The sequence below is a fragment of the Bacteroides luhongzhouii genome (genome assembly GCF_009193295.2).
Lineage (GTDB): Bacteria > Bacteroidota > Bacteroidia > Bacteroidales > Bacteroidaceae > Bacteroides > Bacteroides luhongzhouii.
Window position 1 is genome coordinate 1433682 of sequence record NZ_CP059973.1, and the last position, 26556, is coordinate 1460237.

21 protein-coding genes and 1 pseudogene are annotated in these 26556 nt (G+C 41.8%); 12 read left to right on the forward strand and 10 right to left on the reverse strand.

Translation table 11 applies throughout. The annotated features are described in order from the left end of the window. The first annotated feature begins 168 nt into the window (after positions 1 to 168). Genes GD631_RS05250 through GD631_RS05260 form a run of 3 tightly spaced genes read left to right on the forward strand, consistent with a single transcriptional unit; the run spans position 169 to position 4489 of the window. Complete coding sequence (locus GD631_RS05250) at positions 169 to 1548, forward strand: sulfatase-like hydrolase/transferase (protein ID WP_143256671.1); 1380 nt, start codon at positions 169 to 171, stop codon at positions 1546 to 1548. A 22-nt stretch (positions 1549 to 1570) separates the two neighbouring features. After that, entirely contained in the window at positions 1571 to 2932 is a 1362-nt protein-coding gene (locus GD631_RS05255) for a sulfatase family protein (protein ID WP_143256672.1), read from the forward strand. Between the two features lie 27 nt (positions 2933 to 2959). Continuing rightward, a complete protein-coding gene (locus GD631_RS05260) occupies positions 2960 to 4489 on the forward strand; it encodes a sulfatase family protein (protein ID WP_143256673.1) in 1530 nt (509 codons plus the stop codon). 97 nt (positions 4490 to 4586) lie between these two features. On the opposite strand, the gene GD631_RS05265 is transcribed toward GD631_RS05260, so the two are convergent. From GD631_RS05265 to GD631_RS05280, 4 genes are all read right to left on the reverse strand, one after another. Further along, positions 4587 to 6188, reverse strand: a complete 1602-nt coding sequence (locus GD631_RS05265; protein ID WP_143256674.1) for a SusR-related protein — start codon at positions 6186 to 6188, stop codon at positions 4587 to 4589. Between the two features lie 201 nt (positions 6189 to 6389). Further along, positions 6390 to 7310, reverse strand: coding sequence for a carbohydrate kinase family protein (locus tag GD631_RS05270; protein WP_143256675.1), 921 nt, complete (start codon positions 7308 to 7310; stop codon positions 6390 to 6392). Then, positions 7298 to 7903, reverse strand: a complete 606-nt coding sequence (locus tag GD631_RS05275) for an SIS domain-containing protein (RefSeq protein WP_143256676.1) — start codon at positions 7901 to 7903, stop codon at positions 7298 to 7300. The genes GD631_RS05270 and GD631_RS05275 overlap by 13 nt, the downstream gene beginning before the upstream one ends. A 4-nt stretch (positions 7904 to 7907) precedes the next feature. After that, entirely contained in the window at positions 7908 to 8441 is a 534-nt protein-coding gene (locus tag GD631_RS05280) for an LOG family protein (RefSeq protein WP_143256677.1), read from the reverse strand. 105 nt (positions 8442 to 8546) lie between these two features. Between GD631_RS05280 and GD631_RS05285 the strand changes: the two genes are divergently transcribed. The 4 genes and pseudogenes from GD631_RS05285 to GD631_RS05300 all read left to right on the forward strand — a co-directional run bounded on the left by GD631_RS05285 (position 8547) and on the right by GD631_RS05300 (position 12237). After that, complete coding sequence (locus GD631_RS05285) at positions 8547 to 9767, forward strand: M16 family metallopeptidase (protein WP_143256678.1); 1221 nt, start codon at positions 8547 to 8549, stop codon at positions 9765 to 9767. Between the two features lie 58 nt (positions 9768 to 9825). After that, the gene (locus tag GD631_RS05290) at positions 9826 to 10923 is read left to right on the forward strand and encodes an SGNH/GDSL hydrolase family protein (protein ID WP_143256679.1); all 1098 of its coding nucleotides are present in this window, start codon (positions 9826 to 9828) and stop codon (positions 10921 to 10923) included. Between the two features lie 145 nt (positions 10924 to 11068). Further along, positions 11069 to 11191 (forward strand): annotated as a pseudogene (locus GD631_RS05295) (HU family DNA-binding protein); the annotation flags it as partial. A gap of 161 nt (positions 11192 to 11352) precedes the next feature. After that, positions 11353 to 12237 (forward strand): D-isomer specific 2-hydroxyacid dehydrogenase family protein, encoded by an 885-nt coding sequence (locus GD631_RS05300; RefSeq protein WP_143256680.1) that lies wholly within the window; start codon positions 11353 to 11355, stop codon positions 12235 to 12237. Here GD631_RS05300 and GD631_RS05305 read toward each other — a convergent pair. The 6 genes from GD631_RS05305 to GD631_RS05330 all read right to left on the reverse strand — a co-directional run bounded on the left by GD631_RS05305 (position 12220) and on the right by GD631_RS05330 (position 16214). After that, on the reverse strand, positions 12220 to 13008 hold the full coding sequence (locus GD631_RS05305) for an aspartate dehydrogenase domain-containing protein (RefSeq protein WP_143256681.1): 789 nt from the start codon (positions 13006 to 13008) through the stop codon (positions 12220 to 12222). The two genes, GD631_RS05300 and GD631_RS05305, sit on opposite strands and share 18 nt — an antisense overlap. Before the next feature lie 40 nt (positions 13009 to 13048). After that, positions 13049 to 13591, reverse strand: a complete 543-nt coding sequence (locus tag GD631_RS05310; RefSeq protein ID WP_143256682.1) for a hypothetical protein — start codon at positions 13589 to 13591, stop codon at positions 13049 to 13051. Between the two features lie 68 nt (positions 13592 to 13659). After that, a complete protein-coding gene (locus GD631_RS05315; RefSeq protein ID WP_143256683.1) occupies positions 13660 to 14364 on the reverse strand; it encodes a hypothetical protein in 705 nt (234 codons plus the stop codon). Positions 14365 to 14388: 24 nt separating this feature from the next. Continuing rightward, complete coding sequence (locus tag GD631_RS05320; RefSeq protein WP_185911632.1) at positions 14389 to 14859, reverse strand: hypothetical protein; 471 nt, start codon at positions 14857 to 14859, stop codon at positions 14389 to 14391. An 87-nt stretch (positions 14860 to 14946) separates the two neighbouring features. Continuing rightward, entirely contained in the window at positions 14947 to 15438 is a 492-nt protein-coding gene (locus GD631_RS05325; protein WP_143256685.1) for a hypothetical protein, read from the reverse strand. A gap of 161 nt (positions 15439 to 15599) precedes the next feature. Next, positions 15600 to 16214, reverse strand: a complete 615-nt coding sequence (locus GD631_RS05330) for a TetR/AcrR family transcriptional regulator (RefSeq protein ID WP_143256686.1) — start codon at positions 16212 to 16214, stop codon at positions 15600 to 15602. Between the two features lie 250 nt (positions 16215 to 16464). Here GD631_RS05330 and GD631_RS05335 point away from each other — a divergent pair, with 250 nt between their 5' ends. The 5 genes from GD631_RS05335 (at position 16465) to GD631_RS05355 (ending at position 26401) form a co-directional block, all read left to right on the forward strand. Further along, positions 16465 to 18108 (forward strand): SusR family glycan utilization regulator, encoded by a 1644-nt coding sequence (locus GD631_RS05335; RefSeq protein ID WP_143256687.1) that lies wholly within the window; start codon positions 16465 to 16467, stop codon positions 18106 to 18108. 210 nt (positions 18109 to 18318) lie between these two features. Continuing rightward, positions 18319 to 21324 (forward strand): SusC/RagA family TonB-linked outer membrane protein, encoded by a 3006-nt coding sequence (locus GD631_RS05340; protein WP_143256688.1) that lies wholly within the window; start codon positions 18319 to 18321, stop codon positions 21322 to 21324. Beyond that, positions 21324 to 22859, forward strand: coding sequence for a RagB/SusD family nutrient uptake outer membrane protein (locus GD631_RS05345; protein WP_185911581.1), 1536 nt, complete (start codon positions 21324 to 21326; stop codon positions 22857 to 22859). The genes GD631_RS05340 and GD631_RS05345 overlap by 1 nt, the downstream gene beginning before the upstream one ends. A gap of 31 nt (positions 22860 to 22890) precedes the next feature. After that, the gene (locus GD631_RS05350) at positions 22891 to 24381 is read left to right on the forward strand and encodes an endo-1,6-beta-glucanase (protein ID WP_143256690.1); all 1491 of its coding nucleotides are present in this window, start codon (positions 22891 to 22893) and stop codon (positions 24379 to 24381) included. A gap of 22 nt (positions 24382 to 24403) precedes the next feature. After that, positions 24404 to 26401: a DUF5125 domain-containing protein gene (locus GD631_RS05355; protein WP_143256691.1), complete on the forward strand. Its 1998-nt coding sequence runs from the start codon at positions 24404 to 24406 to the stop codon at positions 26399 to 26401. Positions 26402 to 26556 lie beyond the last annotated feature (155 nt).

Sequence of the window (26556 nt, forward strand, 5' to 3'; positions counted from 1 at the left end):
GTCTTTATTTGCAATGTATTCATTTGATATATAGAACTTTGTCTGTTGGTAGACTTACTTTTATCTTAAAATGGAACCAGATGTGGCTCAATGGTATTAGCATTTCGTATATTTGCATAAATATAAAAGTATTTGTTTTCCCTTTCAACAACTAAAATCGCATAAAATATGAAGAATCACTCAAGACATTTTGTAGCCGCTACTTGTGCTTTAGCAGCATTTTCTCCTGTTGAAATGATGGCTCAGAAACAACCTAACTTTGTTATTATCGTTGCAGATGATATGGGATATGGTGATGTGGGCATATATGGTAATGAGTATATAAGAACCCCGAATATTGATCAAATGGCCCGGAAGGGGATGATGTTCACAGACTTCCACTCGAACGGTTCAGTTAGTAGTCCGACGCGTTGCGGGCTATTAACCGGACGTTATCAACAGAGAGCTGGTTTGGAGAGAGTTCTTTTGGTGCCCCGGAATGATAAAGATAAGGAGGTGGGACTTCCATCGGAAGAAATAACCTTTGCAAAAGTCTTGGGAGACAACGGATACCGGACAGCTTTGATTGGCAAATGGCATTTAGGATATTTGCAGAAACATCATCCGATGAATTTCGGCTTTCAGAAGTTTGTAGGCTTTAAGTCCGGAAATGTCGACTATCAGAGCCACCGCAACCGTTATGGTGATATGGATTGGTGGGATGGACTGGAAGTGAAAGATATGCCGGGATACACAACGACCCTGTTAACAACGCTCTCCGAAGATTATATAAAGGAAAATAAAGATAAGCCGTTTTGTCTGTATATAGCACATGCGGCTCCTCATTCTCCCATGCAGGGCCCTCATGAGAAAGCGATTCGTACAGAGGCCACTCCGGAAGGGGATAAAAACTCTGATAGATCGAATAAAGAAATCTATAAAGATATGGTAGAGGAACTAGACTGGAGTGTAGGGCGTATTCTGGAGACACTGAAGAAATATAAACTGGATGAGAATACTTTCGTTGTCTTTTTCTCCGACAATGGTCCGGTGATAAATAATGGAGGTTCTGCCGGAGGATATAAAGGTGCTAAAGGAAGTCCATGGGAAGGTGGTCATCGTGTTCCTGGCATTTGTTATATGCCCGGTACTATTAAAGAGGGTACAACATGCGAACAAACAGTGATGAGTTTCGACCTTTTTCCAACTATGCTGGATATGGCTGGCATTCATTATAACGATTCAAAGAAGAAACTGGACGGAACCTCTCTGGTCCCTTTGTTCAAAGGAGAAAATCTTGCTCCAAGACTTTTATTTTGGGGTAATGGTAATAAGACTATATCAGTGAGAGACGGTAAATGGAAACTGGTTCGTTACAATCAAAAGGGGGACATTACGCTGCATTTGTTTGATTTGAACAATGACCCATACGAGAAAAATAATTTGAGCAAGCAGGAACCTGAATTGGTTGAAAGACTGGACAAGGAGATTACCCGCTGGGCTGAGTCCGTCTATTCGGAAGTTCCTGATCAGTTTGCTCGAAAAGTACAGCGCACGAATAAAAAATAACACGTTAACATACATAGTAACTATGAAGATAGAAAAAACAGCCTTGTTGGCATTGGGAGCTGCTATGACTTCCGGTGCGGCTTTGGCCTCGAATACGGTTGATAAAGCGACTCCTAATGTCTTGCTGATTCTTGTAGATGATCTTGGATTGGGCGATTTGTCCTGCCAATATGCCAAAGATTTGAGTACTCCCAATATTGATCGCATCTTTGAAACGGGAGTACGTTTGGATAATTTTTATGCCAATTCATCGGTATCTTCTCCTTCGCGTGCCGCACTGTTGACCGGGCGTTTCCCGGCTATGGTAGGAGTGCCCGGAGTCATACGTCCCTCCATTGACCAAAATTGGGGTTATTTCGATCCGTCTGCCGTCACTATGCCCGAGGTGCTCAAGAGTGGTGGTTATAGAACTGCGCTGATTGGTAAGTGGCATTTGGGTTGGGAAAGTCCGAATCTTCCTAATGAAAGAGGATTTGATCATTTTCATGGCTTTCTTGCGGATATGATGGATGACTATTACACGCATCGGCGACAGGGAGGGAATTATATGTACCTCAATGACAAGGAAATCGATCCTAAAGGCCATGCTACCGAATTGTTTACTTCATGGAGTGTGGATTATATCAAGAAAGAAGCAAAAGAGAAGAATCCCTTTTTTCTTTATCTTGCCTACAATGCTCCCCATTCTCCTTTGCAACCTCCGGTAGAATGGGTGAACAAGGTGCAAGAGAGAGACAAGTCTCTGCCGGTTAAGCGTGCAAGGCTGATAGCCCTGATTGAACATTTGGATTATAATATAGGTAAGGTGATACAATCTCTTGAGGAAAGTGGTCAATTGAATAATACGTTGGTGATATTTGCTTCTGATAATGGAGGAGACCGGGGAAGTATGGCGAACAATGGTTCTACCCGGGGTGCCAAAGGCGATATGTTTGAGGGTGGTATTCATGTCGCTTGCGCATTGAATATGCCGGGAGTTTTCGAAGGCGGCCGACGTGACAAACACTTCGTGGTGATGATGGACCTTATGCCTACTATATGTGACTTTGTAAATGTACCGGTCAAGCATGAGATAGATGGTATTTCCGTGTTGGATGCCATTAAGGGAAAGCCCCAGAACACAGAAGACCGCTTTGTCTTCTGGCTCCGAAATGAAGGTGGTGCGCAGTTTGGTGGCAAGTCACAGAGTGCTGTGAGGTATAATGAGTACAAACTATTACAGAATCTTCCCTTTGAAAAGGCGCAGATGTTCAATTTGGAAGAGGACTCTTTAGAAACTACTCCGTTACCTTTGCAAGGGGATATGTTTCGGAAATTGAACAATGCAATGACTAGGCATTATCGTGCTTGGGGGGCAGTCCCTTGCCAGGCACCGTCTAAGTAGAAACTTAAATCATAAAATAAAACTAGTATGATGAATTTCAAAATGAAAAACAAGACTCTGTTCTTATGCCTTCCGGCAATGTTGAACATACCTTTTGGAGGCTCTTCCGCATTCGGAGCAAATCCAGAAAAAGACAATAAAGAAAATAGCCCGAAACGCCCCAATGTACTTGTATTGCTAACGGATGACCAGACATTCAGCACTATCCATGCCTGGGGTAATAACGAAATTCAGACTCCGAATATGGATAGGCTTGTCAACCAGGGTATATCATTCACCCAAACTCACGTAATGGGCGGGCTCAATGGTGCCATCTCGCAGCCCAGTCGTGCGATGCTCCTTACCGGACGCGGTCTGATGGATGTACACCGCAACGGACAAGTCATCCCCAAGAATGAGAAAACATTTCCCGAACTGTTCCGCGAGAACGGCTATACAACCTTCGGAACCGGCAAATGGCACAGTGACAAAGCTGCATTCAACCGTTCGTTCTCTACGGGTGCAAACATTTTTTTCGGGGGAATGCATCCCTATGGAAATGAAAAGGAAGAAAAGGGACACCGATGCCCTTATCTGCATGAGTACGACCCGACAGGGAAATACAAAAATGGCCAATGGGTAAACGCATCACTCAATACTTTCTCGTCTGAGTTGTATGCCGATGCCGCCATCAAGTTCATTGAAACAAATGCGTCGAACGATGATCCGTTTCTGATGTATGTCGCATTTACTTCGCCGCATGATCCGCGTAACGTGTTACCCGATTACGGACGCAAATACGGCAGCAAGGAAATTACGATGCCAAAGAATTTTGTCACACAGCATCCGTTTGATAATGGAGACCTTAATGAACGTGATGAAAAATTGTTGCCTACTCCGCGTGTACCGGAACAGGTGCTTGCTGAAAGGGCCAACTATTATAGTATGGTGAACGAGGTAGATGTTCAGATAGGACGTATCCTTGATATGCTTGAAAAAAGCGGCAAAGCCGATAACACCATCATCGTATTTGCTGCGGACAACGGCCTTTGTGTCGGAGAACACGGACTGTTGGGGAAACAGAACTTATATGAAGCGGCGGTAAGAGTGCCTTTGGTGATATGCGGACCTAATATCCCGCAAAATGTTATGAGCGATGCCTACTGTTATCTTTATGACCTTTACCCCACTCTCTGTGATCTTTCGAATATAAAGGCACCGACTACTGTTAAGGGTATTTCATTAGCGCAAACCATACAGAACCCGAAAGTGAAAAAGCGTAAGGACATATTGCTGACATATATTAACCTTCAACGAGCTATCAAGAAGGATGGTTTCAAACTTATACTTTACAATGTAGACGGTCAGCGTCATCCGCAGCTTTTTGACCTTAAGGCGGATCCAATGGAAATGAATAATCTTTATGACAATCCGAAGTATAGTAAAAAACGTAAAGAGCTTACTAAATTACTTTATGCTCGAATGGCGTCTGTTGGCGATTTCTGTGATCCTACTAAACCGGATTGGGGCTATCCGACGAAACTGAAATGGGAACAAGTTGTCAAAGTCAATCCTTGATGTAGAAAAATGTGTGTTCGGGGCTTATATAGCTCAATGTGAAAAAAATATCATTCCCACTGCAATAAGAAAAAACAGCTTATTGCAGTGGGAATTTTTATTGTCCGATGCGTCCTACTCTTTCTTCGAAAGAGTTACGATCACCAATGGCTTTGCTTCTCATTTTCGAGCGGTAGTTGTAGATAGTTGATAATGAGTATTGCAGGAAATGGGCTATTTTCACACTATCTGTAATTCCTAACCGAATCAGTGCAAAGATTCTCAGTTCGGGAGTCAGTAGTTTACCAGTACCAGGTATTATAGCATTTTCGGGTGATAAGAGTGCGTTAAAGTCCGCTACGAAGTTTGGGAATAAGTTGAGGATTGCTTTGTCGAAATTATTATAAAACTCTGCCAGATCTCCTTCTGTATTTAGCGAAGACTTGAGGAAAGAAACCACTTTATTGATATCTTCACTCTTTGCTATTTTAAGGGCTCTTTTCTTGAAACTGTCTATCTGAGTGATATAGTTGGTATATTGTTCCATATATAATCCCACATATTCTTCCTTAATTTTACTGCTATCAGCCAGTGCAGAATTTATGTTTTGTATTTCATCCAAATGGTATGACAGGCTTTTATTGGCTTGTTCCACTTTTTTCTTTTGCTTCTTTAGTTGGGTGAAAAGTATAATTAATAGGATACAGACAAGGCACAGCGAACTGAGTAGGCTATTGATAATAACAAATTTGCGTTTCTCTTTCTCTTGAAAGGCCTTGTCGATGAAGAGATACATATCCGAGGCTTCGATAGTATTAATTCTTGCATTACATAAAATCGCATCTTCCATTGCATTTTTCATGTATGCGTATGCCCGATCTATGTCTCCACTTTCAAAAATAAGTTTTGCCAATATTCGCAAAGAGCGGTTCTCTCTTGTTCCGCTTATTACATCGGATATGGCGGATATGGCAAAGTATTTGATCGCATTCCTGGAGTCGCCTTTGCCTTGATAGGCGGAGGCTAATGAATAAGCTAATATGCCGGCATTCCGTGAATATTGGGGATAGCTTAAATAAGCGCTATCCAGCATATGGATGGCATCATTATATTTCTTTTTGTGTAGCAGGATAGGAGCAATTGTGAAAGCCCGTATATTGGAAGGGACTTCTGCGCATTGAAGTAAGGAGTCACGATAAGTTTGTTCTATCAAATCATTCTTGCGTGATTCTATTTCACTGGAAGCAAAATTCTTCTGGTGATTGTAGATAGTGGCTTGTCCGAGGAAGTATTCCACTCTAAGTTTGGGAGACAATAATTCATGTTGTATGGGATTGACAATGGACAATGCTTCTTTGAAAAATCCCATGGAAGATAAAATACGCGCATAATCTAACTTGGCTTCAATGATAAGCTCTCCATCTCCACTTTCTTGAGCCAACTCATTCATATGAATAGCATAGGTTAAAGCGGAATCTTTTTGAAAGGAAGAATAGGCGAAACATAATAATTCGGCTATTTGTACTTTTTTGTGTATTTTATGGTGTAACTTCAGTTCTATTTTGAGACTATCTATTTGCTCTTGCTTTTGTTCTGCATAATCTAATTTATACTTTAGGGCTTTATCTAATGTTTTTAGTAATGACTTGATTTCATCGTTAGCTGTAGCCGGATTGATAAAAATAAAGCAGAGTAACACAGGTAAAATAAACTTTCTCATGATTATATTAGATTTTATCGCTAAAGCTGAATTTGGGATAAAGGTAAATATAATATTTGATAAATGCTAGCTTGTGATTTAATTCTCATGTCTAAGATTTATAATTCCATACCGAACCGTAAAAGTGAATACCGGTTTGATATGGAATGTATGATATGGAATCTTTTTCAGAAATGTCTATATAAAATTAGGGAATAATTGTTATTTGTATTTCTTAGCAAACTCCACCGAAACAGAATTGCTGAAACTTCCGCAAACCTCCGCTGCGAAGTCTTTTCCGCATTGGATTATTTTATCCCAGATTTCTTCATTCAAGTTATTTAGATCGCGGTATCGAACATCATATTTGAGTAATCCATAAATGAGTCCTGCGTTAAAATTGTCGCCGGCTCCAATGGTGCTGACTGCCTGTAACGGTTCTACCGGATAATCTTTGTTGACCAGATTGGTGCGCAACGTTACCTTTTCCCCGCCTGCAGTACAGATGAAGCGTGGGCAATAGAACTTGATTTTATCCTTGTATATCTTGTCTATATCCTGCATATTATACATATAGAGGAAATCCTCCAATGAACCGCGTACAATGTCTGCATATTCAAGATTTTCAATAATGGTTGGAGCCAGTTTCATGGCTTCGTTCTTATGAGAAGAGCGGAAATTCGGGTCATAATAGATGATGGCTTTCTTTTCTCGTGCCTGATCGAGTAATTCGAGAACCTTTTCCCGTAATACCGGATTCAGTGCATAATACGAACCCACCATCACAATGTCATCCTCCTCTAATTTAGGGAATAGGACGTCCAAGCGCTGTTTTGGGTAATCTTTGTAAAAGATATACTCTGCATCGCTTTGTGCATTCAGGAAAGCCAGAGATACCGGTGATTTTCCGTCCGGGAATACGTTGACGTGATCCGTGGGGATATTATTCTCACGCATAAACTGCAGGATAATATTGCCTACACGGTCATTTCCGGTTTCACTGATGAAGCCGACGTTTATTCCCATTCGTCCCAATGAGACGATGCCGTTGAATACAGAGCCTCCCGGTACGGCTGCGGAAGGCTGGTCACCTCGAAAGATGATATCGAGGATTGTTTCTCCAATACCGATTACTTTTCGCATAGTGATCTTGATTTTTCTCCCAGATAACCACCATGATGGCGTTTTGAGTATTCGGCGATCGTAAATCCTGTTTCTTTCATGGTTTGTACCACCAATATATCTCCGATCACTGTCATGGCAGTGGTAGAGGTAGTAGGAGTCATACCTAACACACAGACTTCAGCCGGCTTACCGGTACTAAGACAAACATCCGACTCTTTTGCTAACGGACTGTCCGGATTACCAGTAATAACAATAAACTTCAAATCCGGATTCAGATTATGAGCCAGACGGGTTAATTCCACAATTTCCCGTGTCTTGCCCGAGTTGGAGATCAACAGGAGTAAATCATTTTCTTGTAAAATACCCAAGTCCCCGTGTTGCGCCTCGCTGGGATGCAGAAAGACGGATGGAATACCGGTGGAACAGAAAGTTGTAGCAATGTTCATGGCAATCTGTCCGGCTTTTCCCATACCGGAAGTTACCAGTTTTCCCTTTTTCTGATGTATTTGTTCTACAATCAGTTTCACTGCTTTTTCATAAGCGTCTGTTACAGGGATATTGAGCACAGCTTGTGCTTCCTGTTGCAAAAGTTGTTTGATGGAGTCTATCATATAATCAGTTTATTTTTTCTTTTAATTCGTTCAATGTGTTTGCCACTTCGTAATAAGTTGAGAATGGTTGCCGTGCAAAACCTTTATCCTCCAGGGTGTGGAGTGCTTTCAATAGTTCGTCATAGAAACCATATTCATTGTAGAAGATGACCTTTTTCCGGTGATAACCGATAGAAGCAGCGGCTATTACATGGAAAATCTCATCGAGTGTACCAACGCCTCCGGGTAGTGCGACTAACACTTCCGACTTCTCTGTTATGATATCTTTGCGGTCACTCAAGTTGCGGGTGTGAATTTCTTCGTCTAACAGAGTGCTTACTTTGCCGTTCTCCTCCAGTTTGGTGGGAACAACTCCGATGACCTTGCCTCCGTTTTCTTTCACGGCACGGGCTACACATTCCATCAGTCCGAGGCTGGCCCCTCCATATATCAAGGTTTTGCCTTTCTGCCCCATCCATTCTCCTATTTGGCGGGCACTTTCGAAGTACATTTTGTCAATGTTCTCGGAGGCGGAACAGAATATTCCTATCTTTTCCATATACGTTGTTGCTGTTATAGTCCACAAATATCTGCAATTTTCTATAAACAGCAATAAGTTTTATTGTATTTTTGTGGCATTAATTCAATAAGGAAGTATAAAACAATGCAAGGTAACGAATATACATTGCCAAATGGCTTACGTATTATCCATGAACCGACCCTCTCAAAAGTAGCTTATTGTGGTTTTGCGATCGATGCCGGAACACGCGATGAGGCAGAGAATGAGCAGGGAATGGCCCATTTTGTAGAACATCTGATTTTTAAGGGAACGGAGAAGCGGAAAGCCTGGCATATCCTCAACCGGATGGAGAATGTGGGGGGTGACCTGAATGCTTACACTAATAAGGAAGAAACGGTGGTCTATGCCGCTTTCCTGAAAGAACATTTGGAACGGGCACTTGAACTGTTGGGGGATATTGTATTTCATTCAACTTTTCCGCAGCATGAGATAGAAAAAGAAACGGAGGTCATTATTGATGAAATCCAGTCGTATGAGGATACTCCGTCGGAACTGATCTTCGATGATTTTGAAGATATGATCTTCCGCAATCATCCATTGGGAAGAAACATTCTTGGTAAACCGGAACTTCTGCGAAGTTTTCGCACGGAAGATGTTCTATCGTTTACCCGCCGGTTTTACCAACCGGGGAATATGGTGTTTTTTGTTCAGGGACAATATGATTTCAAAAGAATCGTCCGTTTGGTAGAAAAATACCTTTCGGATATTCCTGATGTAAGAGTAGAGAATCGTCGTACACCTCCGCCTCTTTATGTGCCGGAACATTTGACGGTTCCCAGAGACACACACCAGGCACATGTTATGATTGGTAGCCGTGGCTATAATGCGTATGACGACAAACGCACGGCTCTCTATTTATTGAACAATGTCCTCGGAGGTCCCGGAATGAATAGCAAACTCAATGTGGCCCTTCGTGAGCGCAGAGGACTGGTTTATAATGTCGAATCCAATCTGACCTCCTACACGGATACAGGGGCTTTCTGTATTTATTTCGGGACGGATGTAGAAGATATGGATACCTGTTTGAAACTGACCTATAAGGAACTGAAGCGAATGCGTGATGTGAAAATGACTTCCTCCCAATTGGCAGCAGCGAAAAAGCAGTTGATCGGACAAATCGGAGTGGCATCTGATAACTTTGAGAATAATGCACTGGGAATGGCGAAAACATACCTTCATTATCATAAATATGAATCATCCGAGCTTGTTTTTAAGCGTATTGAGGAGTTGACAGCAGAGCAACTACTGGAGGTTGCCAATGAAATGTTTGCGGAAGAGTATTTATCAACGCTGATTTATAAGTAGCTTTTTGATATTGCTACGATATGCTGACAATTAATAAACTGTTAATATTAAACTGACCATGAGAAACTTAACACGAAATGTCTGGATTTGCCTGGGTCTGATAATGTTTCCCCTTACAACATTCGGACAGCAGAAGAACAATTTTACCTATGTACCTGCCCAAGAGCTTTTACTGGTAGGAAAAGCGACCACCGAAGGTGAATATTTCCATCGGGTAGACACAGCAAAGTATTGTACGATGCCTCCTGCGGTAAAGAAACTATTCACTAACTCTGCAGGTTTGGCTATTTCCTTCACAACGAACAGTCCGGTGATAAAAGCTAAATGGACTGTTCCTGACAATTACCAATTGCCAAACTTGACCAGATTAGCCCAGAAAGGCTTGGATTTGTATATCAAACGGGATGGGAAATGGCAATTTGCCGGAGTAGGGATGCCGGGTGGCGTGACTACGGAAAGAGTGATTGTCGATAATATGGGAACCGAAGAGAAAGAATGTTTGTTATATCTGCCTTTATACGATGAGTTGAAGAATCTGGAGATAGGTGTTTCTTCTGATGCTCACATACATAAAGGAGAAAATCCGTTCAAAGATAAAATAGTAGTCTACGGATCCAGTATTTTGCAGGGAGCTTCTGCCAGCCGTCCGGGCATGGCCTATCCGGCCCGCTTATCCCGTAGCAGTGGATATAATTTCATTAATTTGGGATTGAGTGGCAATGGGAAAATGGAGAAAGAAGTTGCCGAGATGTTAGCGGATATTGATGCGGATGCTTTTATCTTGGATTGTATTCCTAATCCTTCTCCAAAAGAGATTACCGAACGGACTGTAGACTTTGTAATGACCTTGCGGGAGAAACATCCGGATACACCTATTATTATCATACAGACATTGATACGCGAAACAGGAAACTTTAATCAGAAAGCCCGTGAAAATGTAAAGCGACAGAATGAGGCTATAACTGAACAGGTAGAAGTGTTGCGTAAAAAAGGCGTAAAGAATCTGTATTTCATTAAAGAAGACCATTTCCTGGGGACAGATCATGAGGGAACCATTGACGGAACTCACCCGAACGATTTGGGATTCGACCGAATGTTGAAGAAGTATAAACCGGCTATTGGTAAGATTCTGAAAATCAAGTTTAGAGATAAATGATGGAAAGAATAAAGAGGCTATCCGAAAAGTCCCTAAAAAGAAAAATCACCCTTTTTAGGTAATGGATAATGTTTTACTCGTACAATTTTTGGGGTGCACTTTATCTGTTTGCAGGGTGACTGTTGTCACGTTACAACTAGCCAACTCAACCAAAGTGAAAGCTTCCCGATTGGTAGCAAATAAGAATGATATTCGTTCTGAATCCGTAGCTTTCAACGGAGTGAATTTCCGCGCCTCCAAGAGTCTGCGTGTAGGTATTCGCGGAGATTTTGGATATGTCTAACTTGCGTTCGTATGTCTAAAACATACTGTTATCGTCCATCATTAAATGATATTATGACTAGAAATTTGTATCTTAGCGCCCATGTTGGGTTGCTAATCCGGTAACCGTGTATGTTTGTTTTTATAATACTTCTAAAATAAAAAACGATGTTTCAGAAACTTGTAGCTATAGAGCCGGTCAGTCTGGTTCCGTCGGCCGAAAAAATGTTGTGGTCATTTGCCGGTCAGGTCGTGATGTATCCTGACATACCCACGAGTGATGATGAAATCATTGCCCGTATCGGAGATGCTGATGCGGTGCTTTTGAGTTATACCTCCCGTATCAACCGATATGTACTTGAATGTTGTCCGAATGTGAAATACATTGGAATGTGTTGCTCGCTCTATTCTCCCGAAAGTGCTAATGTCGATATTCGCTATGCCAATGAACGGGGTATCACGGTGACAGGTATTCGGGATTATGGTGACGAGGGAGTAGTGGAATATGTAGTCAGTGAATTGGTGCGCTGTTTGCACGGCTTTGGACAGGAACCGTGGGAGGAGTTACCTCGTGAGATCACCGGATTGAAAGTCGGGATAGTCGGACTGGGTAAGTCTGGTGGCATGATAGCGGACGCTTTGAAGTTCTTTGGCGCTGATATTTCATATTATGCCCGCAGTGAGAAAGAAGCAGCCACTGCCAAAGGATATCGCTTTTTACCATTAAAGGAACTCCTTGCAGAGAGTGAAGTCATTTGTTGTTGCCTTAATAAAAATACGGTTCTGTTGCATGAAGAGGAATTCAGGCAGATGGGTGACCGGAAGATCTTATTCAATACCGGTTTGTCACCAGCATGGGATGAGGCTGCATTTACTGAATGGCTGGAAGGTGATAACCTTTGTTTTTGTGATACGGTAGGCGCATTGGGGAATGAGCAACTGCTCAATCATCCACATGTACGTTGTATGCAGGTGTCTACTGGCCGCACGCGTCAGGCGTTTGACCGCCTGAGCGCAAAAGTGTTGGCCAATCTGTCAGAATACAATGGGTGATGCGATATTAATCAGGGTGCTCACTACTGACCACCCTGCAATATCTGATGTAGCACTATAAATATCTACTACGGCATGCACCTGGTCATTTTTGATTTCTACCCTTTGCGTATCTCCCACAAATCCGGGGGTAGATTGTATGGATACCTGCATGTTCTCCGGACCGACAGAAGCTCGTGAGGCGGCAACTGTAACATTCACTTTGGTTGGAAAGATGCGAATAGCTTCCGCAGCACTTCCGGAGAAAACGGTACGTTGCTCCGTTTGCAAAGAATCATCATAAACGGGAGTTCCTTTGAGTCCGTTAGGACCTTTTTCATTGAAGAAGCGGGCTGTTGTATTTCCCATCAGGGAGGCAGTTCTTAAAACATCGAATCCACCGGTAGCTCCGGATGCGATATAGATTCGTGTGCCATTTGCCTTGGCGGTTTCTGCCACTTCCCGATAGAATGTCTCGTCTGCCAAAGCACCGATAGACAAGGTAATGACAGACGTTCCGTTTCTCAATGCCGGCAAGGCCAATTCCCGCATAGCGGCAGGAGAGGCCGACTCCACCAGATAATCTGGTTTTAATGCTAATAACTCTTCCAATGTGGCGCAAGCAATGCAAGGCTTGCCATGTTGCTGCATTTTATTTACGATGTGCGCAGCTTTTGATGCCGTACGCGAATAGACACCTACCAGATTATAATCTGGTAATAAGCCTTTGACAACTGCATCCGCAACGATTTCTGCAAGTCGTCCACATCCAACAATGACTAATTTTTTCATGCAACAAAGATAATACTTTTATTGGTAAGAACTTGGATTGCTAATTATTGTATTCAAATATCAAATAACACACCAACAGGTACAGGATAAGGAACAGCACAGACTCGATTCTCATTTTCAGTTCTTTCCGGGTAGGATGCAACCAATTTATAATCCGTGTGCGCAGAGTTTCGGGTGGACGTCTGAATAATCTTGCAAGCTCCTCAAAAGTCTTGCAGCCGTAGACTGTTTGTCTGAAATCATTCCTGCTGCCCCAACCTTCCTCTTTGAACCACCGGGTTTTAGGGTATCTTTCCGCTATCTGGTCTTGCAGCTGTCGCAAGGAGAAAGATTCGGGATTGTCTTCGTATTCCTGTTCGTAGTATATCATGCCTGTGAATCCATGTATACCTTTCCATTTAGTCATGTAGGAGCACTTGATAATATATTTTGTTCCGGTGGCATCAATAATTATATCACCTTTCCACCCGTTGGTTTCTTTTAGCATATCGAGTTTCGTTGTCTTGCCCTCTTTCCAAAAGACATAGACTCTGTTGTCGTTCGGACTGGACCAAAATATCGGGTATTTTAATTTTACTTTCATCTTTATTCCGGAACATGATGATTCAGGGTATCATGTGCAAGTGCTGCTTTATATCAGGGCTTTTTACATCAGGATTCTTCTATGGGTAATGCCACTTTCAGATTCGGATAGCAGTCGCCTAGGTGTTTTAGAAAATCATTGGCAATGACAATGGCCTGTACCGTTTCTTTCGCATCTACCGGAGTTTCGGGAATATCCGTAAAAATCAGACAGGAATAAAGGATGAGTTCAATTGCTTTTCCGTCTGTCTGCAAAGAGAGTTTATAGGCTTTTACATTTTTGCCGCGAGCTTGGGCTTGTGCTTTTGTCTGTCCCTCCAAAGGATATAAGGTGAGTCTGGAGTTTTTGAGTTGCGAAGGTTCGAATATCAGATGCTTGTCTATTTCACCATTGGTATCCGTGTCGAACAGGTGCAGCTTATCACCGCTTAATACCAAATATTTGGGGGTTGCCACGGTGGTGAAACGCACAGTTCCCAAAGTGGCCATTCCTTTCAGTTTGTCTTTCATCCCGTCTTTGAAGGCATCTACCATGTTGTGTTCGGTATTAGCATAGTTGAAAGCATCGATAGGATTTTGCTCCATCGCTTTTTTCAGAAAGGGGAGTTCGGATGTCAGAAATTGGTTCTTGTATTGTGTCGCATTTGCAAATTCTGCTTTGAAATCGGTGTTGTCTACTGCCTGAACCTGCTGGGAGATTTTGCTTTTTGTATAAAACCAATATCCCAAAGACAGGATAATGCAGACAATCGGAATAAGCGAATAGATGTTCATGGGTTTTATTTTTAGGTATCCGTACTATTTTTCTTTTTCCTCGTTGTTATCCTTCACTTTTTTCACCATGCCTAGAAGCCCCAGGATAAAGTCTTTCAGGTAGGATAATATGCCTATGACTATCAATGCTGCAAGACCATAAAAAAGAAGGCTGCCACCCCATTTGTCCCAAAATGTGGGTTCAGGGATGAGGCGGCTAAGTTCTTCTACATTCAGGTCTTGCCGGATTGCTTCGGCATATTCGTCAGAAATGTCGTAATACGTATCGGGTTTCGATTCAGAAAAGAGTACGAGCGTACGTTTGCCGTCTTTCTCAATATACCCTAAATCCAGATGAGTACCTTCGTCCGTTTTATAATAGGAGCTGTCAGGGAGGGTAGCTACTTTCGGAATGTTGTTACTTACAGGAATTCTGATTCTGCGTGCTTCGGCATTACTACTCATCAAAAGACCGGCTATGACGGTCAGAATAAATAAAAACTTTTTCATAATTATTGCAATTTAACGTGTTAATGACTGATAGAGGGACAGTGTTTGACTGTTTTCTTTGTTTGTAATAATTTACTTTATGTGCTCTCCGGCTTAATTGAAAGTTAAATTCCGTACAATGTTATTTTTCCAGATAAAGCTGAACCAGTCATCCATATCCTCTTTGACGAATGTAATTTCCCAGCCGTCATTGCCTTTAGTGGATGGAGCTATTGCTTCTGGATAAAAATGGTCTTGCCAGGAAGCGTATATTTCTTCTTTATGTACCAAGCGGCTTTCATTAGGCACTAGGTTGTCTAATCGGGCAGTTATGGATGTCCAATTTTTCAGTAATGCCCGTAATTCTAACAATTGGTGTGGCGACGGCTCGGAAGCATCGCCTTCTATTGCAATGACTGTTTCCGCAGAATAAAATGGCAGTTGTAGGATGGTAAACCAGTTGTAATGATCATTCTGCCACCAATCACAAACCTTGCTGGAAAAGATGCCTATATCTTCCCCTGTGTATTCTTTTCTCGTTCCCAGTAAAATAGTTACCAGTGTTTTGAAAAATCCCTTTCTTTTCCGCTGTTTGTCTACTTCCATACAGTGCTTGTTTTATAACATTTATAACGACCATTTTTTGAATGATAGTGCCAAAGTTATAAAACTATTTCGGAAAAAGTGAACGGTCGTTTCTTTTTTATCTTTTTTTTGCATAGATAATCTTAGGTGGAAGGAATATGGTATGTATTGAATAATACAGTCTAGTTTTTCAATAAGGAGTAAATGGCATGTAAATGTTTGGAGAGTAGCTGGGTATCCAATCCGCCCAGGAATGCCATTTCAAAGGACAGACCCATGTAAACCTGTCGGAACATGACTACCGCTTCCTCAACGTCTACATCCTTTTTTAGTTCTTCTGTTTGTATGGCACGTTGGATGGCGGTACGCCAGTAAGCATAATCGTTGGTTACGAGATTATGGAGCTTTTCTTTGGCGTCAGGATCATACTGGATCACTTGAAACAGAAAATGAAAATATTGGGCGTGGTATGAAAACTTTTCTGGCGCCACCTTATCTGTGCCTATCAGCTTGCCCAGCATATCCATCGTTCGTTGTACTCCTCTCACGTATTCGTCTATAAATTCGGCAAACGTACCGTTTGTTTCAGTGAATTTGTTTCGTGGATTCTGCGTGCTGAACCAAAACCTGTCCACTACAGCAATGAATAACTCCTGTTTGTTCTTGTAGTATTTGAATATGCCGGCTTTCGACATTCCGAGCATCTTGCCAAGTTCCGCAAAACTGGCTTTTTCGTAATTCACGGACATAAACAGTTTGAACGCAGCTATCAATAAATCATCACGGGTAATTTTCATATTACGGTAGTCTTTTATATTTTCTACCCCCGAAAATACTATTTTATCGGATAGCTTGCATAAAAGCGGGCAATAGATTAACAAAAATAAATCAGGAAATGCCGTTAATGAATCAGCGAAAAGTTATTTTTTAGTAAATCACCTTTCATTCCTTTTCCTAATTTATATGCTGTTTTAGCTAAAATACGAAGATTTTCTCTACATTTGTCTTTATTAGTCTTGTAATCTTCTATTAAAGTTTAATACTCCGATGAAAAAAAGGTATTTGTTGTTTCTTCTACTTCTCTCTTTTCCACTATATACCTGGGCCGATAAGACCCTGGACTCACTATTGAATGTGCTTGATATAACAATTCAGGAACATGAACTTTATGTGGTTCAACGTGAATCACGTATCAGGCATCTCAAAGAACTGATGCAAGGAATAGAAGCTAATTCTGCGGAACGGTACAATCTGAACAGTCAGATATATAAAGAATATAAAGCTTTTATCTGCGATTCTGCCATCCACTATTTGAATGAGAATGTCCGGATTGCGGATCGTTTGCATGACGCAGACCGGAAGATAGAAAGTCAGTTGCAGCTCTCGCTATTATTATCTTCAACGGGCATGTACACGGAGTCTATCGATGTTTTAGAATCGGTAGACCGACAGAAAGTCATTCCCCGTTTAATAACCGATTATTATACTTGCTTTGACCATGTGTATGGCGAATTGAGCGTTTATACACAGGATAAAACCCTTTCGGGACGTTACTGGAGTATCTCGCAGGCATATAGAGATTCATTATATGCTATATTGCCTCCGGAATCGGAAGAATACCTGTTGATGCGTGAAGCATCACTTCGCGATCAACGCCAGTATGAGGAAGCTCTGAAAGTGAATGATCTCCGGTTGGCAGAAATAGAAGCGAACACTCCACAGTATGCATTGGTTACTTACCATCGCTCTTTGATTTACAAGTACAGTAATGATAGCTTGGGAGAGAAACGGAATCTTTGTCTTTCTGCTATATCGGATATTCGTTCTGCCATTAAGGACCATGCTTCGTTGTGGATGCTTGCCCAGCTACTTTACGAAGATGGTGATATGGAACGTGCGTACCAATATATGCGTTTTTCCTGGAATGCGACAAAGTTCTACAATGCTCGTCTGCGTAGTTGGCAGAGTGCCGATGTACTTTCGTTGATTGATAAGACCTATCAGGCGATGATTGAAAAGCAGAATGATCGTCTTCAACAGAACCTGCTGCTTATCACTGCACTGTTAATGTTGTTGATTGTAGCCTTGGGATATATCTACTGTCAGATGAAAAAGCTGGCAGATGCAAGAAATCATCTTCAGGTAGCTAATAAGCAGTTAAACGGATTGAATGAGGAGTTGAGGCAAATGAATAGTTGCCTGTCCTCTACTAATGTCGAACTCTCAGAGTCCAATCAGATTAAGGAGGAATATATTGCCCGTTTCATCAAGTTGTGTTCTACTTATATCAACCGTTTAGACGCTTACCGGCGGATGGTGAATAAGAAAGTGTCCGCCGGACAAATTGCGGAGTTATTAAAGATAACGCGTTCACAGGATGCTCTTGACGAAGAACTGGAAGAATTGTATGCAAACTTTGATACAGCCTTCTTGCATCTCTTCCCTAATTTTGTGGGAAAATTCAATGACTTATTACAGGAAAATGAACAGATTTTGCCGAAGAAAGGCGAGCTATTGAATACTGAACTGCGCATCTTTGCTTTGATACGTCTGGGTATTGAAGATAGTTCACAAATTGCGGAGTTTCTTCGTTATTCGGTGAATACAATTTATAATTATCGGGCGAAAGTAAGGAATAAAGCCCGTGGATCGAGAGAGGATTTTGACGATTTAGTGCGAAAAATTCGCTAATACGGACTGTAAATCAACCACTTTTTTAGGTATACGTTATGAATGTAAATAGATGGTAATTAGAGAATTACCGTTTTGCATGATCCACTTATTGCCCCCTCCTTGTTAGCTCACTTTAATTTCTTTATACTTTTGACCTGTGCTTCGAAAGTAATGAGAGTAGTCCATTGCTGACGAGCGTCTTATTATTAACTTTAAAACTTAGTACGCATGAAAAAAAACAGGCGAAAAATCCTTTCCGGGAGTCGCAAGATTTTCTTTGCTATCTTGGCAATGTTTTTATCTTTGAGTGCATCCGCACAGCAAATTACTGCATCCGGTCAGGTCCTGGATGCTCAAAAAGAACCGCTAATCGGTGTTAGTGTACAAGAGAAAGGTACGTCTAACGGAGCAATTACCTATTTAGATGGAAACTTTACATTAAACGTTCAGCAAAACGCCATTTTGATATTCTCTTATGTGGGTTATAAGTCGCAGGAGGTAAAGGCGACCCATCAGATGAAGATCACACTTCAGGAAGATAATGAAGTGCTTGATGAAGTGGTGGTCATCGGTTATGGTTCAGTGAAACGGAAAGATGTGACTACCGCTATCTCTTCCGTATCTACCAAGGATTTGGATATGCGGCCTATCGTTTCGGCAGGACAGGCCATTCAAGGTAAGGCAGCCGGTGTCTCGGTGATTCAGCCTAATGGTACGCCGGGCGGTGAGATGTCTATCCGTGTACGTGGTACTACTTCAATGAATGGTAGTAATGATCCGTTGTATGTAGTGGACGGAGTGCCTGTAGACAATATCAAGTTCCTTTCTCCGAATGATATTGAGAGTATGCAGATATTGAAAGATGCTTCATCGGCATCTATCTACGGTTCGCGTGCCGCTAACGGGGTCATTCTAATTACTACGAAGGCCGGTGCAGCCGGTAATGCCAAAGTTTCTTTGACAGCCCAGTTCGGTCTGAACAAAGTAGCTGATAAAGTAGAATCCCTGAATGCAGCACAATATAAAGAATTGCAGGATGAAATCGGGCTAGTGTCTTTGCCGGACGGATTATCCGATCGCACTGACTGGTTTGATGAAACGTATACAACCGGAAAGACTCAAAATTATCAGGTAGCTGTATCCAATGGTAATGAGAAGATGAAATATTACCTCTCTGCGGGTTACCTCAAAGAACAGGGAGTGTTGGATATCTCTTATTACAAGCGTTATAATTTCCGGGTAAATCTGGAAAATAAGGTTCGTAAATGGCTGACAGTAAGTGCTAATATCTCTTATTCAGATTATACAAGCAATGGAGGTGGAGCAATGGGAACAGGCTCGAATCGGGGTGGTGTTATTCTGGCTGTTATCAATACACCAACTTATGCGCCGGTGTGGGATGCTTTGAACCCTAATCAGTATTACAATAACTTCTATGGAGTGGGTAATATTACAAATCCATTAGAAAATATGGCCCGCGCGAAGAATAACAAAGACAAAGAAAACCGCTTGTTGGCATCGGGTAATATATTGTTGACTCCATTCCCGGAACTGAAGTTCAAGTCTACTCTTACTCTTGACCGTCGTAACGCTGTTAATACCACTTTTCTTGATCCGATTTCTACTGCTTGGGGTCGCAATCAGTACGGTGAGGCTTCGGACAATCGGAATATGAATACAGTGCTGACATTTGATAATGTATTGACTTATAATAAAAATTTCAAGAAACATGGCTTGGAAGTAATGGCCGGTTCGTCATGGACAGATTCAGACTATTCAAATAGCTGGATCAATGGCTCTCACTATCGTAGCGATCTGATTCAAACATTGAATGCTGCCAATAAAATATCTTGGGATAATACAGGTACGGGTGCGTCCCAATGGGGAATTATGTCATTTTTCGGACGTGTAGCTTATAACTTCGACAGTAAATACCTGATAACAGCTAATCTTCGTGCCGATGGCTCTTCTAAATTACATCCCGATCATCGTTGGGGCGTATTTCCTTCATTCTCTGCAGCTTGGCGTATTTCTTCGGAGAAGTTCATGGAGAACCTGACCTGGATTGACGATTTAAAATTGCGCGGTGGCTGGGGACAAACCGGTAACCAGTCGGGGATTGGTGACTATGCATATTTGCAGCGTTACAATATCGGTCGTATCGAATGGTTTAAGAAAGGCGGTGAAGGTGATTCGACTGATTATGCAAATGCTGTTCCTACCATTAGCCAGGCAAACTTGCGTACATCTGATTTAACATGGGAAACCACGACACAGACCAATATAGGCTTGGATCTGACCATATTGAATGGACGGTTGACGTTTAATGCCGACTATTATTATAAGAAGACCAAAAACATGTTGATGAATGTGTCATTACCTGCCGGTGCCGCAGCAGCTACGTCTATTGCCCGTAACGAGGGTGAAATGGTAAATAAGGGTTTTGAGCTTTCTATTAGTTCGAAAAATCTTCGTGGAGGAGCATTTACATGGGATACAGACTTTAATATCTCTTTTAACCGGAATAAATTGACAAAACTGGAATTACAGAAAGTTTATTACGATGCTAAAACTGCGGATGTGGTGAATGACTATGTGGTACGTAATGAGCCGGGACGTGCTTTGGGAGGTTTTTACGGTTATATAAGTGATGGGGTAGATCCTGAAACCGGTGAGTTGATGTATCGTGATTTGAACAATGACGGTAAAATATCATCTTCCGACCGTACTTATATCGGTGATCCGAATCCGGATTTCACCTATGGTATGACTAATACCTTCTCTTGGAAAGGATTTAATTTGAGTATCTTTATCCAAGGGTCTTATGGAAACGATATTTATAATGCTTCACGTATTGAAACGGAAGGTATGTATGATGGTAAGAATCAGTCGGCCCGTGTATTGAATCGTTGGAAAATACCCGGACAGATAACAGACGTGCCTAAGGCTAATTTCAAATTACTCAATTCTACCTATTTTGTAGAAGATGGCAGTTATCTAAGATTGAAGGATGTTTCCTTGTCATACAACGTTAAAGGTAAACTGTTGAAGAAATGGGGAATTACCCGTTTACAACCTTACTTCACGGCTACTAACCTGCTGACATGGACTAGCTATTCGGGAATGGACCCGGAAGTAAACCAATGGGGTAACAGCGGTACGGTACAAGGTATCGATTGGGGTACTTACCCGCATTGCAGATCATACGTGTTTGGTATTAATGTTGAATTCTAATGAAAGGAAAGATTATGAAACTAAGAACTATATTTTACGGATTAACCTCCGGTTTGCTATTGGGACTTTCTTCCTGCTCGCTGAATTATGAGCCATTAGACACCTATTCGGATGTGACGGAAGGAGTGACAAGTGATGGTACAAAAATTGTATTCAAAGATAAAGCTGCAGTTGAAAGTCATCTGACAACGCTTTATAATCAAATGCGTGACCGTCAGGAACATTGGTATGTGGATTTACTTTTGATTTCAGACTCCCATTCGGATAATGCTTATGCCGGTACTACCGGAGCGGAAGTTGTCCCGTTTGAGAATAACTCTATTGAAGGTTCCAATTCTGTGTTGGAACGTGACTGGAACCGTTATTTGGAGGATGTGGCCCGTGCCAATAAACTCATTTGTAACATTGACCTGGTGACAGATAATTCGTTGACTGCTGCCGAACGGGCGCAATACAAAGCAGAAGCGAAGATATTCCGTGCCATGGTAATGTTCGACATGGTACGTCTGTGGGGTGATTTCCCTGTGATTACAACAGTGGCTGATGATATTACTTCTGAAAACATTGATGAGGTATATCCACAATATTTCCCCAAACAAAATACGGAACTTGAAGCTTATCAGCAGATTGAAAAGGATTTGTTGGATGCAGTATTGTATGCTCCGGACAATACGCCGGGGAATAAGACGTTGTTTTCCAAATCTGTAGCTCGTACCTTATTGGCTAAAATATATGCCGAGAAACCTTTGCGTGATTATACGAAAGTTATCCAATATTGTGATGAAGTGAAAGCAGACGGTTTTGATCTGGTAGATGATTTCAGTGATTTGTTTGGAATGAATGCCGCAGGAACAGATGCAAAGATGCGCAATACAAAAGAATCGATTCTTGAAGCACAATTTACTTCCGGAGCAGGTAACTGGTGTACATGGATGTTCGGGCGTGATCTGGTGAACTGGAATAACAATTTCACGTGGGCGAAATGGGTGACTCCGTCACGTGACCTGATTAGTGCTTTCAAACAGGAAGGGGATGAGGTTCGTTTCAAGGAATCAGTAGTGTACTATGATTGTAATTGGAGTAACTATTATCCGTCTGATAATTATCCGTTCATGTATAAATGCCGCTCTGCCAACAGCAGTATTATCAAGTACCGTTATGCTGATGTCCTGTTGCTGAAAGCCGAAGCGCTGATTATGCAGGATACTCCGGATTTGGAAGGAGCAGCCGATATAATAGATGAAGTTCGCGAACGTGCCAAATTGGGAGCGCTTCCCACCTCTGTCCGTTCAAATAAGAATGCCATGCTGAATGCCTTGCTTAAGGAACGTCGGTTAGAACTGGCTTTTGAAGGGCAACGATGGTTCGATCTGGTTCGTCTGGACAAGGTAGAAGAGGTGATGAATGCAGTATATTCTAAGGATTCAGGTCGCAAGGCGCAGATTTATGCTTTTGATAAGAACTCCTATCGTTTGCCAATTCCGCAGTCGGTAATCGACGCGAATGATAAGATTCACCAGAATCCGGGTTATTAATTCAACTAAAAACATAGAAAAACTTAAGATTATGATTGACATGAGAAATATAGCATTGACCTTTTTAGGATGCTTCACCATATTAGCTGCATGCAGCAACAGTGACGACGCGGAGAAACCGGTTACACCTGTTCCGACCGGAGATGTGACCATTTATGCGACCACTAGCAGCCTGACTCGCGACTTGACCCGTGATGCCGTTAATTTCAGTTCGAAAGATAATTTGGCACCTACCTCAATCACGTTGAACCCGACTGAACACTATCAGACGATGGATGGCTTCGGAGCAGCTATCACAGGCGCCACTTGTTTTAATCTTCTGCAAATGAAACCGGAAGATCGTCACGCCTTCCTTACGGAAACATTCTCTGACGACAAAGGCTTCGGATTTAGCTATATCCGTATCTCCATCGGCTGCTCGGACTTTTCATTGAGCGAATATACCTGCTGCGATACGAAAGGTATTGAACATTTTGCTTTGCAAAGTGAAGAGAAAGACTATATCCTTCCGATTCTGAAAGAGATTCTGAGCATCAATCCTTCTATTAAAGTCATTGCCGCTCCCTGGACTTGTCCAAAATGGATGAAAGTAAAGAGTCTCACAGACCTTACTCCGCTGGATTCATGGACAAACGGTCAACTGAATCCAGCCTATTATCAGGACTATGCCACTTATTTTGTGAAATGGGTACAAGCATTCAACGCCGAAGGCATTGATATTTATGCTGTAACTCCCCAGAACGAACCGTTGAACCGTGGTAATTCCGCTTCACTTTATATGAGTTGGGAAGAACAGAGGGACTTTGTGAAAACAGCACTCGGACCTAAATTCAAAACAGCCGGACTGGCTACGAAAATTTATGCATACGATCATAACTATGATTATAGTGATATTGCAACGGAAAAGAACTACCCCGGTAAGATGTATGAGGACGCAGCTGCTTCCCAATACCTGGCCGGAGCTGCTTATCACAACTATGGCGGGAATCGCGAAGAGCTTTTAAATATACATAAAGCCTATCCTGAAAAGGAACTTCTTTTCACGGAGACTTCTATCGGAACATGGAATAGCGGACGTGATTTATCGAAACGATTGCTGGAAGATATGAAAGAAGTTGCATTGGGTACGATCAACAACTGGTGTAGGGGAGTTATAGTGTGGAACCTGATGCTTGATAATGACCGTGCTCCTAACCGTGAAGGCGGTTGCCAGACTTGCTACGGAGCGGTGGATATCAGTAATAGCGACTATAAGACAATTATCCGCAACTCGCATTATTATATCATCGCCCATCTTTCAAGTGTGGTGAAACCGGGAGCGGTACGTATCGGTGCATCCGGCTATGCTGATAGCAATATCATGTATTCTGCTTTCGAGAATCCGGATGGAACATACGCTTTTGTACTGATGAATAATAATGAAAAGACTAAAAAGATAACCTTAAGTGATGGTAAGCGTCATTTTGCTTATGATGTTCCGGGCAAATCTGTGACTTCCTATCGTTGGGCAAAGTCGGAATAAGAACCTTAAAACGATCAAGACAATGAAAAAAAACAGTTATATTATATTAGTTTTGGCAGGAATGTTATCCATGAATTCCTGTAATGATGACGAATTCTTGCCCGGTAATCCGAGTATGGAAATCAAAGCAGAGAATGCAGATGCTCTTTTTGGTGACAGTCTTCCGTTTACGATTAAAGCTTCGGATGTGGATGTGCCTCTTTCTACGTTGAAAGCACAGCTTTTTTATGGAGAAGAACAAGTGTCTGAAACGGTCATCCGTACAAAGACAAGCGGAAATGACTATACTGGTAAAATTTTTGTTCCTTATTATGCTAATATTCCTAATGGAAAGGCAACTTTGAAATATATTCTTCAGAACATTCATTTTACTACAACGGAAATGACGAAGGAACTTGCTCTGGCACGACCGGACTTCCCCTACCTGACATTAGTGGATGAGGAAGGAAAAGAGTACCGGATGGAACGTCAATCCATGTACAAGTATAGTGTGACAGGAGACTTCTCGCAAAAGATGAAAGCGTATATCAAGACTCCGAAAGTGGGAGAGAATGGGAATGAATTGACTTTCGGATGGGAGAATGGAACGATTGAATCCGGTTCTACTAATGCTATCTCATTTTCTAATACGGAACCGGGAAATTATGCTATCAAGTTTAATACGTTGACTTACGAGGCAGAACCATTTGCCAAGTTAAAGGTGAACGGTGAAGACATGGAGTTGGTAGAGAATGATATCTATGCAATCAAGTTGACTTTGAAGAAGAATGACATTCTAGCGTTTGAAGGGGTGCCTGATTATGATAATTGGTGGATAGACCAGGATTATTTTGAAAAGCAGGAAGATGGAACATTGAAATTCCTGCCGATTGACGGAAGTTACCAAATAACAGCCAATGGTAAAATGAAGTATTTCTCTGTCATTGCTTTGAAGAATGGTGAGGCTGCCAAGTTGCAGGATGATGGAACAGGTGCTATCTGGGCTATTGGAACAGGAATCGGTAAACCGTCGGTGGCACTTTCTGAAGTAGGGTGGACTCCGGAAAACGGTCTGTGTATGCCACAGCTTACTGCGAAGAAGTATCAACTGACATTTATAGCTGGCGTTACTATGAAAGTGGATGATATTAACTTTAAATTCTTCCATATCAATAAATGGGACAACGGCGAGTTTAAGGGTGATGCTATTTCTACAACGAGTGAATTGGTTAAAATCTCATCGGACGGAAACTTGGGACTGGAAGAAGGTCAGAAGTTCGAAAGAGGAGGTATTTACAGGTTTACAGTTGATGTGACGAAAGGTAATACCAAGGCTGTGTTGACAGTGGAGAAAGTAGGGAAGGTAGATTTACCTGCACCGGATATATTCTTTGGTAATGATAAGATGGAGGTGACAGATACTGATATATATAAGTCAGATCAGGCATTTACACAAGGACAAATGATAACAGTCACAGGCATTGATAATTTGAATGAATGGTGGATCGACCCTGACTTCTTTGAGAAACAAAGTGATGGTGCATTGAAGTTCCTGCCGATTAACGGAGATTATCGGGTGACAGCTAATGCTGTTTTGAAGTATTTTTCTGTAATGGCTTTGAAAGATGGTAAACCGGCCAAATTGCAAGATGACGGAACGGGTGCAATCTGGGCTATCGGGAAAGGAATCGGTAAGCCTTCTGTTGCGTCTTCCGAAGTAGGTTGGGAGCCAGGTAAAGCGCTCTGTCTGGCGCAAGTTGCTCCTAAAAAGTATCAGCTAACCTTGAAAGCTGGGGAAACACTGAAGACTAGCGGTGACTGGGAGGCGATTAGTTTTAAGTTCTTCTATCAGAATGATTGGGGAGATGAATTCAAAAATTATGCAAGCAATACTTTAGTGGAACAGCTTAAACTTACAGATTCCGGAAACTTGGAAATGCAGGGTAATAAAGCATTTGAAGAAGGAGCTGTCTATCGATTTACCATTGATGTAACGAATGGTAATACAAATGCTGATCTGAAGGTTGAGAAAATAAATTGATCTGAAGACTGATGCCGGATTTTTATTGAACCTATCCTGAAAGGGTATGATGAATTGTACCCTTTCAGGATTCATCTTTGGGCGGAATAATGTAAAAAACATTAATAAACCCGTCCGCAACTAGGAAATATCCCCTGTTTGGGAGTCTATATAAA

Bases quoted from the DNA above. Each gene is read 5' to 3' on its own strand.
- GD631_RS05250 (WP_143256671.1), top strand. From the start codon at position 169: ATGAAGAATCACTCAAGACATTTTGTAGCCGCTACTTGTGCTTTAGCA.
- GD631_RS05255 (WP_143256672.1), top strand. From the start codon at position 1,571: ATGAAGATAGAAAAAACAGCCTTGTTGGCATTGGGAGCTGCTATGACT.
- GD631_RS05260 (WP_143256673.1), top strand. From the start codon at position 2,960: ATGATGAATTTCAAAATGAAAAACAAGACTCTGTTCTTATGCCTTCCG.
- GD631_RS05265 (WP_143256674.1), bottom strand. From the start codon at position 6,188: ATGAGAAAGTTTATTTTACCTGTGTTACTCTGCTTTATTTTTATCAAT.
- GD631_RS05270 (WP_143256675.1), bottom strand. From the start codon at position 7,310: ATGCGAAAAGTAATCGGTATTGGAGAAACAATCCTCGATATCATCTTT.
- GD631_RS05275 (WP_143256676.1), bottom strand. From the start codon at position 7,903: ATGATAGACTCCATCAAACAACTTTTGCAACAGGAAGCACAAGCTGTG.
- GD631_RS05280 (WP_143256677.1), bottom strand. From the start codon at position 8,441: ATGGAAAAGATAGGAATATTCTGTTCCGCCTCCGAGAACATTGACAAA.
- GD631_RS05285 (WP_143256678.1), top strand. From the start codon at position 8,547: ATGCAAGGTAACGAATATACATTGCCAAATGGCTTACGTATTATCCAT.
- GD631_RS05290 (WP_143256679.1), top strand. From the start codon at position 9,826: ATGAGAAACTTAACACGAAATGTCTGGATTTGCCTGGGTCTGATAATG.
- GD631_RS05300 (WP_143256680.1), top strand. From the start codon at position 11,353: ATGTTTCAGAAACTTGTAGCTATAGAGCCGGTCAGTCTGGTTCCGTCG.
- GD631_RS05305 (WP_143256681.1), bottom strand. From the start codon at position 13,008: ATGAAAAAATTAGTCATTGTTGGATGTGGACGACTTGCAGAAATCGTT.
- GD631_RS05310 (WP_143256682.1), bottom strand. From the start codon at position 13,591: ATGAAAGTAAAATTAAAATACCCGATATTTTGGTCCAGTCCGAACGAC.
- GD631_RS05315 (WP_143256683.1), bottom strand. From the start codon at position 14,364: ATGAACATCTATTCGCTTATTCCGATTGTCTGCATTATCCTGTCTTTG.
- GD631_RS05325 (WP_143256685.1), bottom strand. From the start codon at position 15,438: ATGGAAGTAGACAAACAGCGGAAAAGAAAGGGATTTTTCAAAACACTG.
- GD631_RS05330 (WP_143256686.1), bottom strand. From the start codon at position 16,214: ATGAAAATTACCCGTGATGATTTATTGATAGCTGCGTTCAAACTGTTT.
- GD631_RS05335 (WP_143256687.1), top strand. From the start codon at position 16,465: ATGAAAAAAAGGTATTTGTTGTTTCTTCTACTTCTCTCTTTTCCACTA.
- GD631_RS05340 (WP_143256688.1), top strand. From the start codon at position 18,319: ATGAAAAAAAACAGGCGAAAAATCCTTTCCGGGAGTCGCAAGATTTTC.
- GD631_RS05345 (WP_185911581.1), top strand. From the start codon at position 21,324: ATGAAAGGAAAGATTATGAAACTAAGAACTATATTTTACGGATTAACC.
- GD631_RS05350 (WP_143256690.1), top strand. From the start codon at position 22,891: ATGATTGACATGAGAAATATAGCATTGACCTTTTTAGGATGCTTCACC.
- GD631_RS05355 (WP_143256691.1), top strand. From the start codon at position 24,404: ATGAAAAAAAACAGTTATATTATATTAGTTTTGGCAGGAATGTTATCC.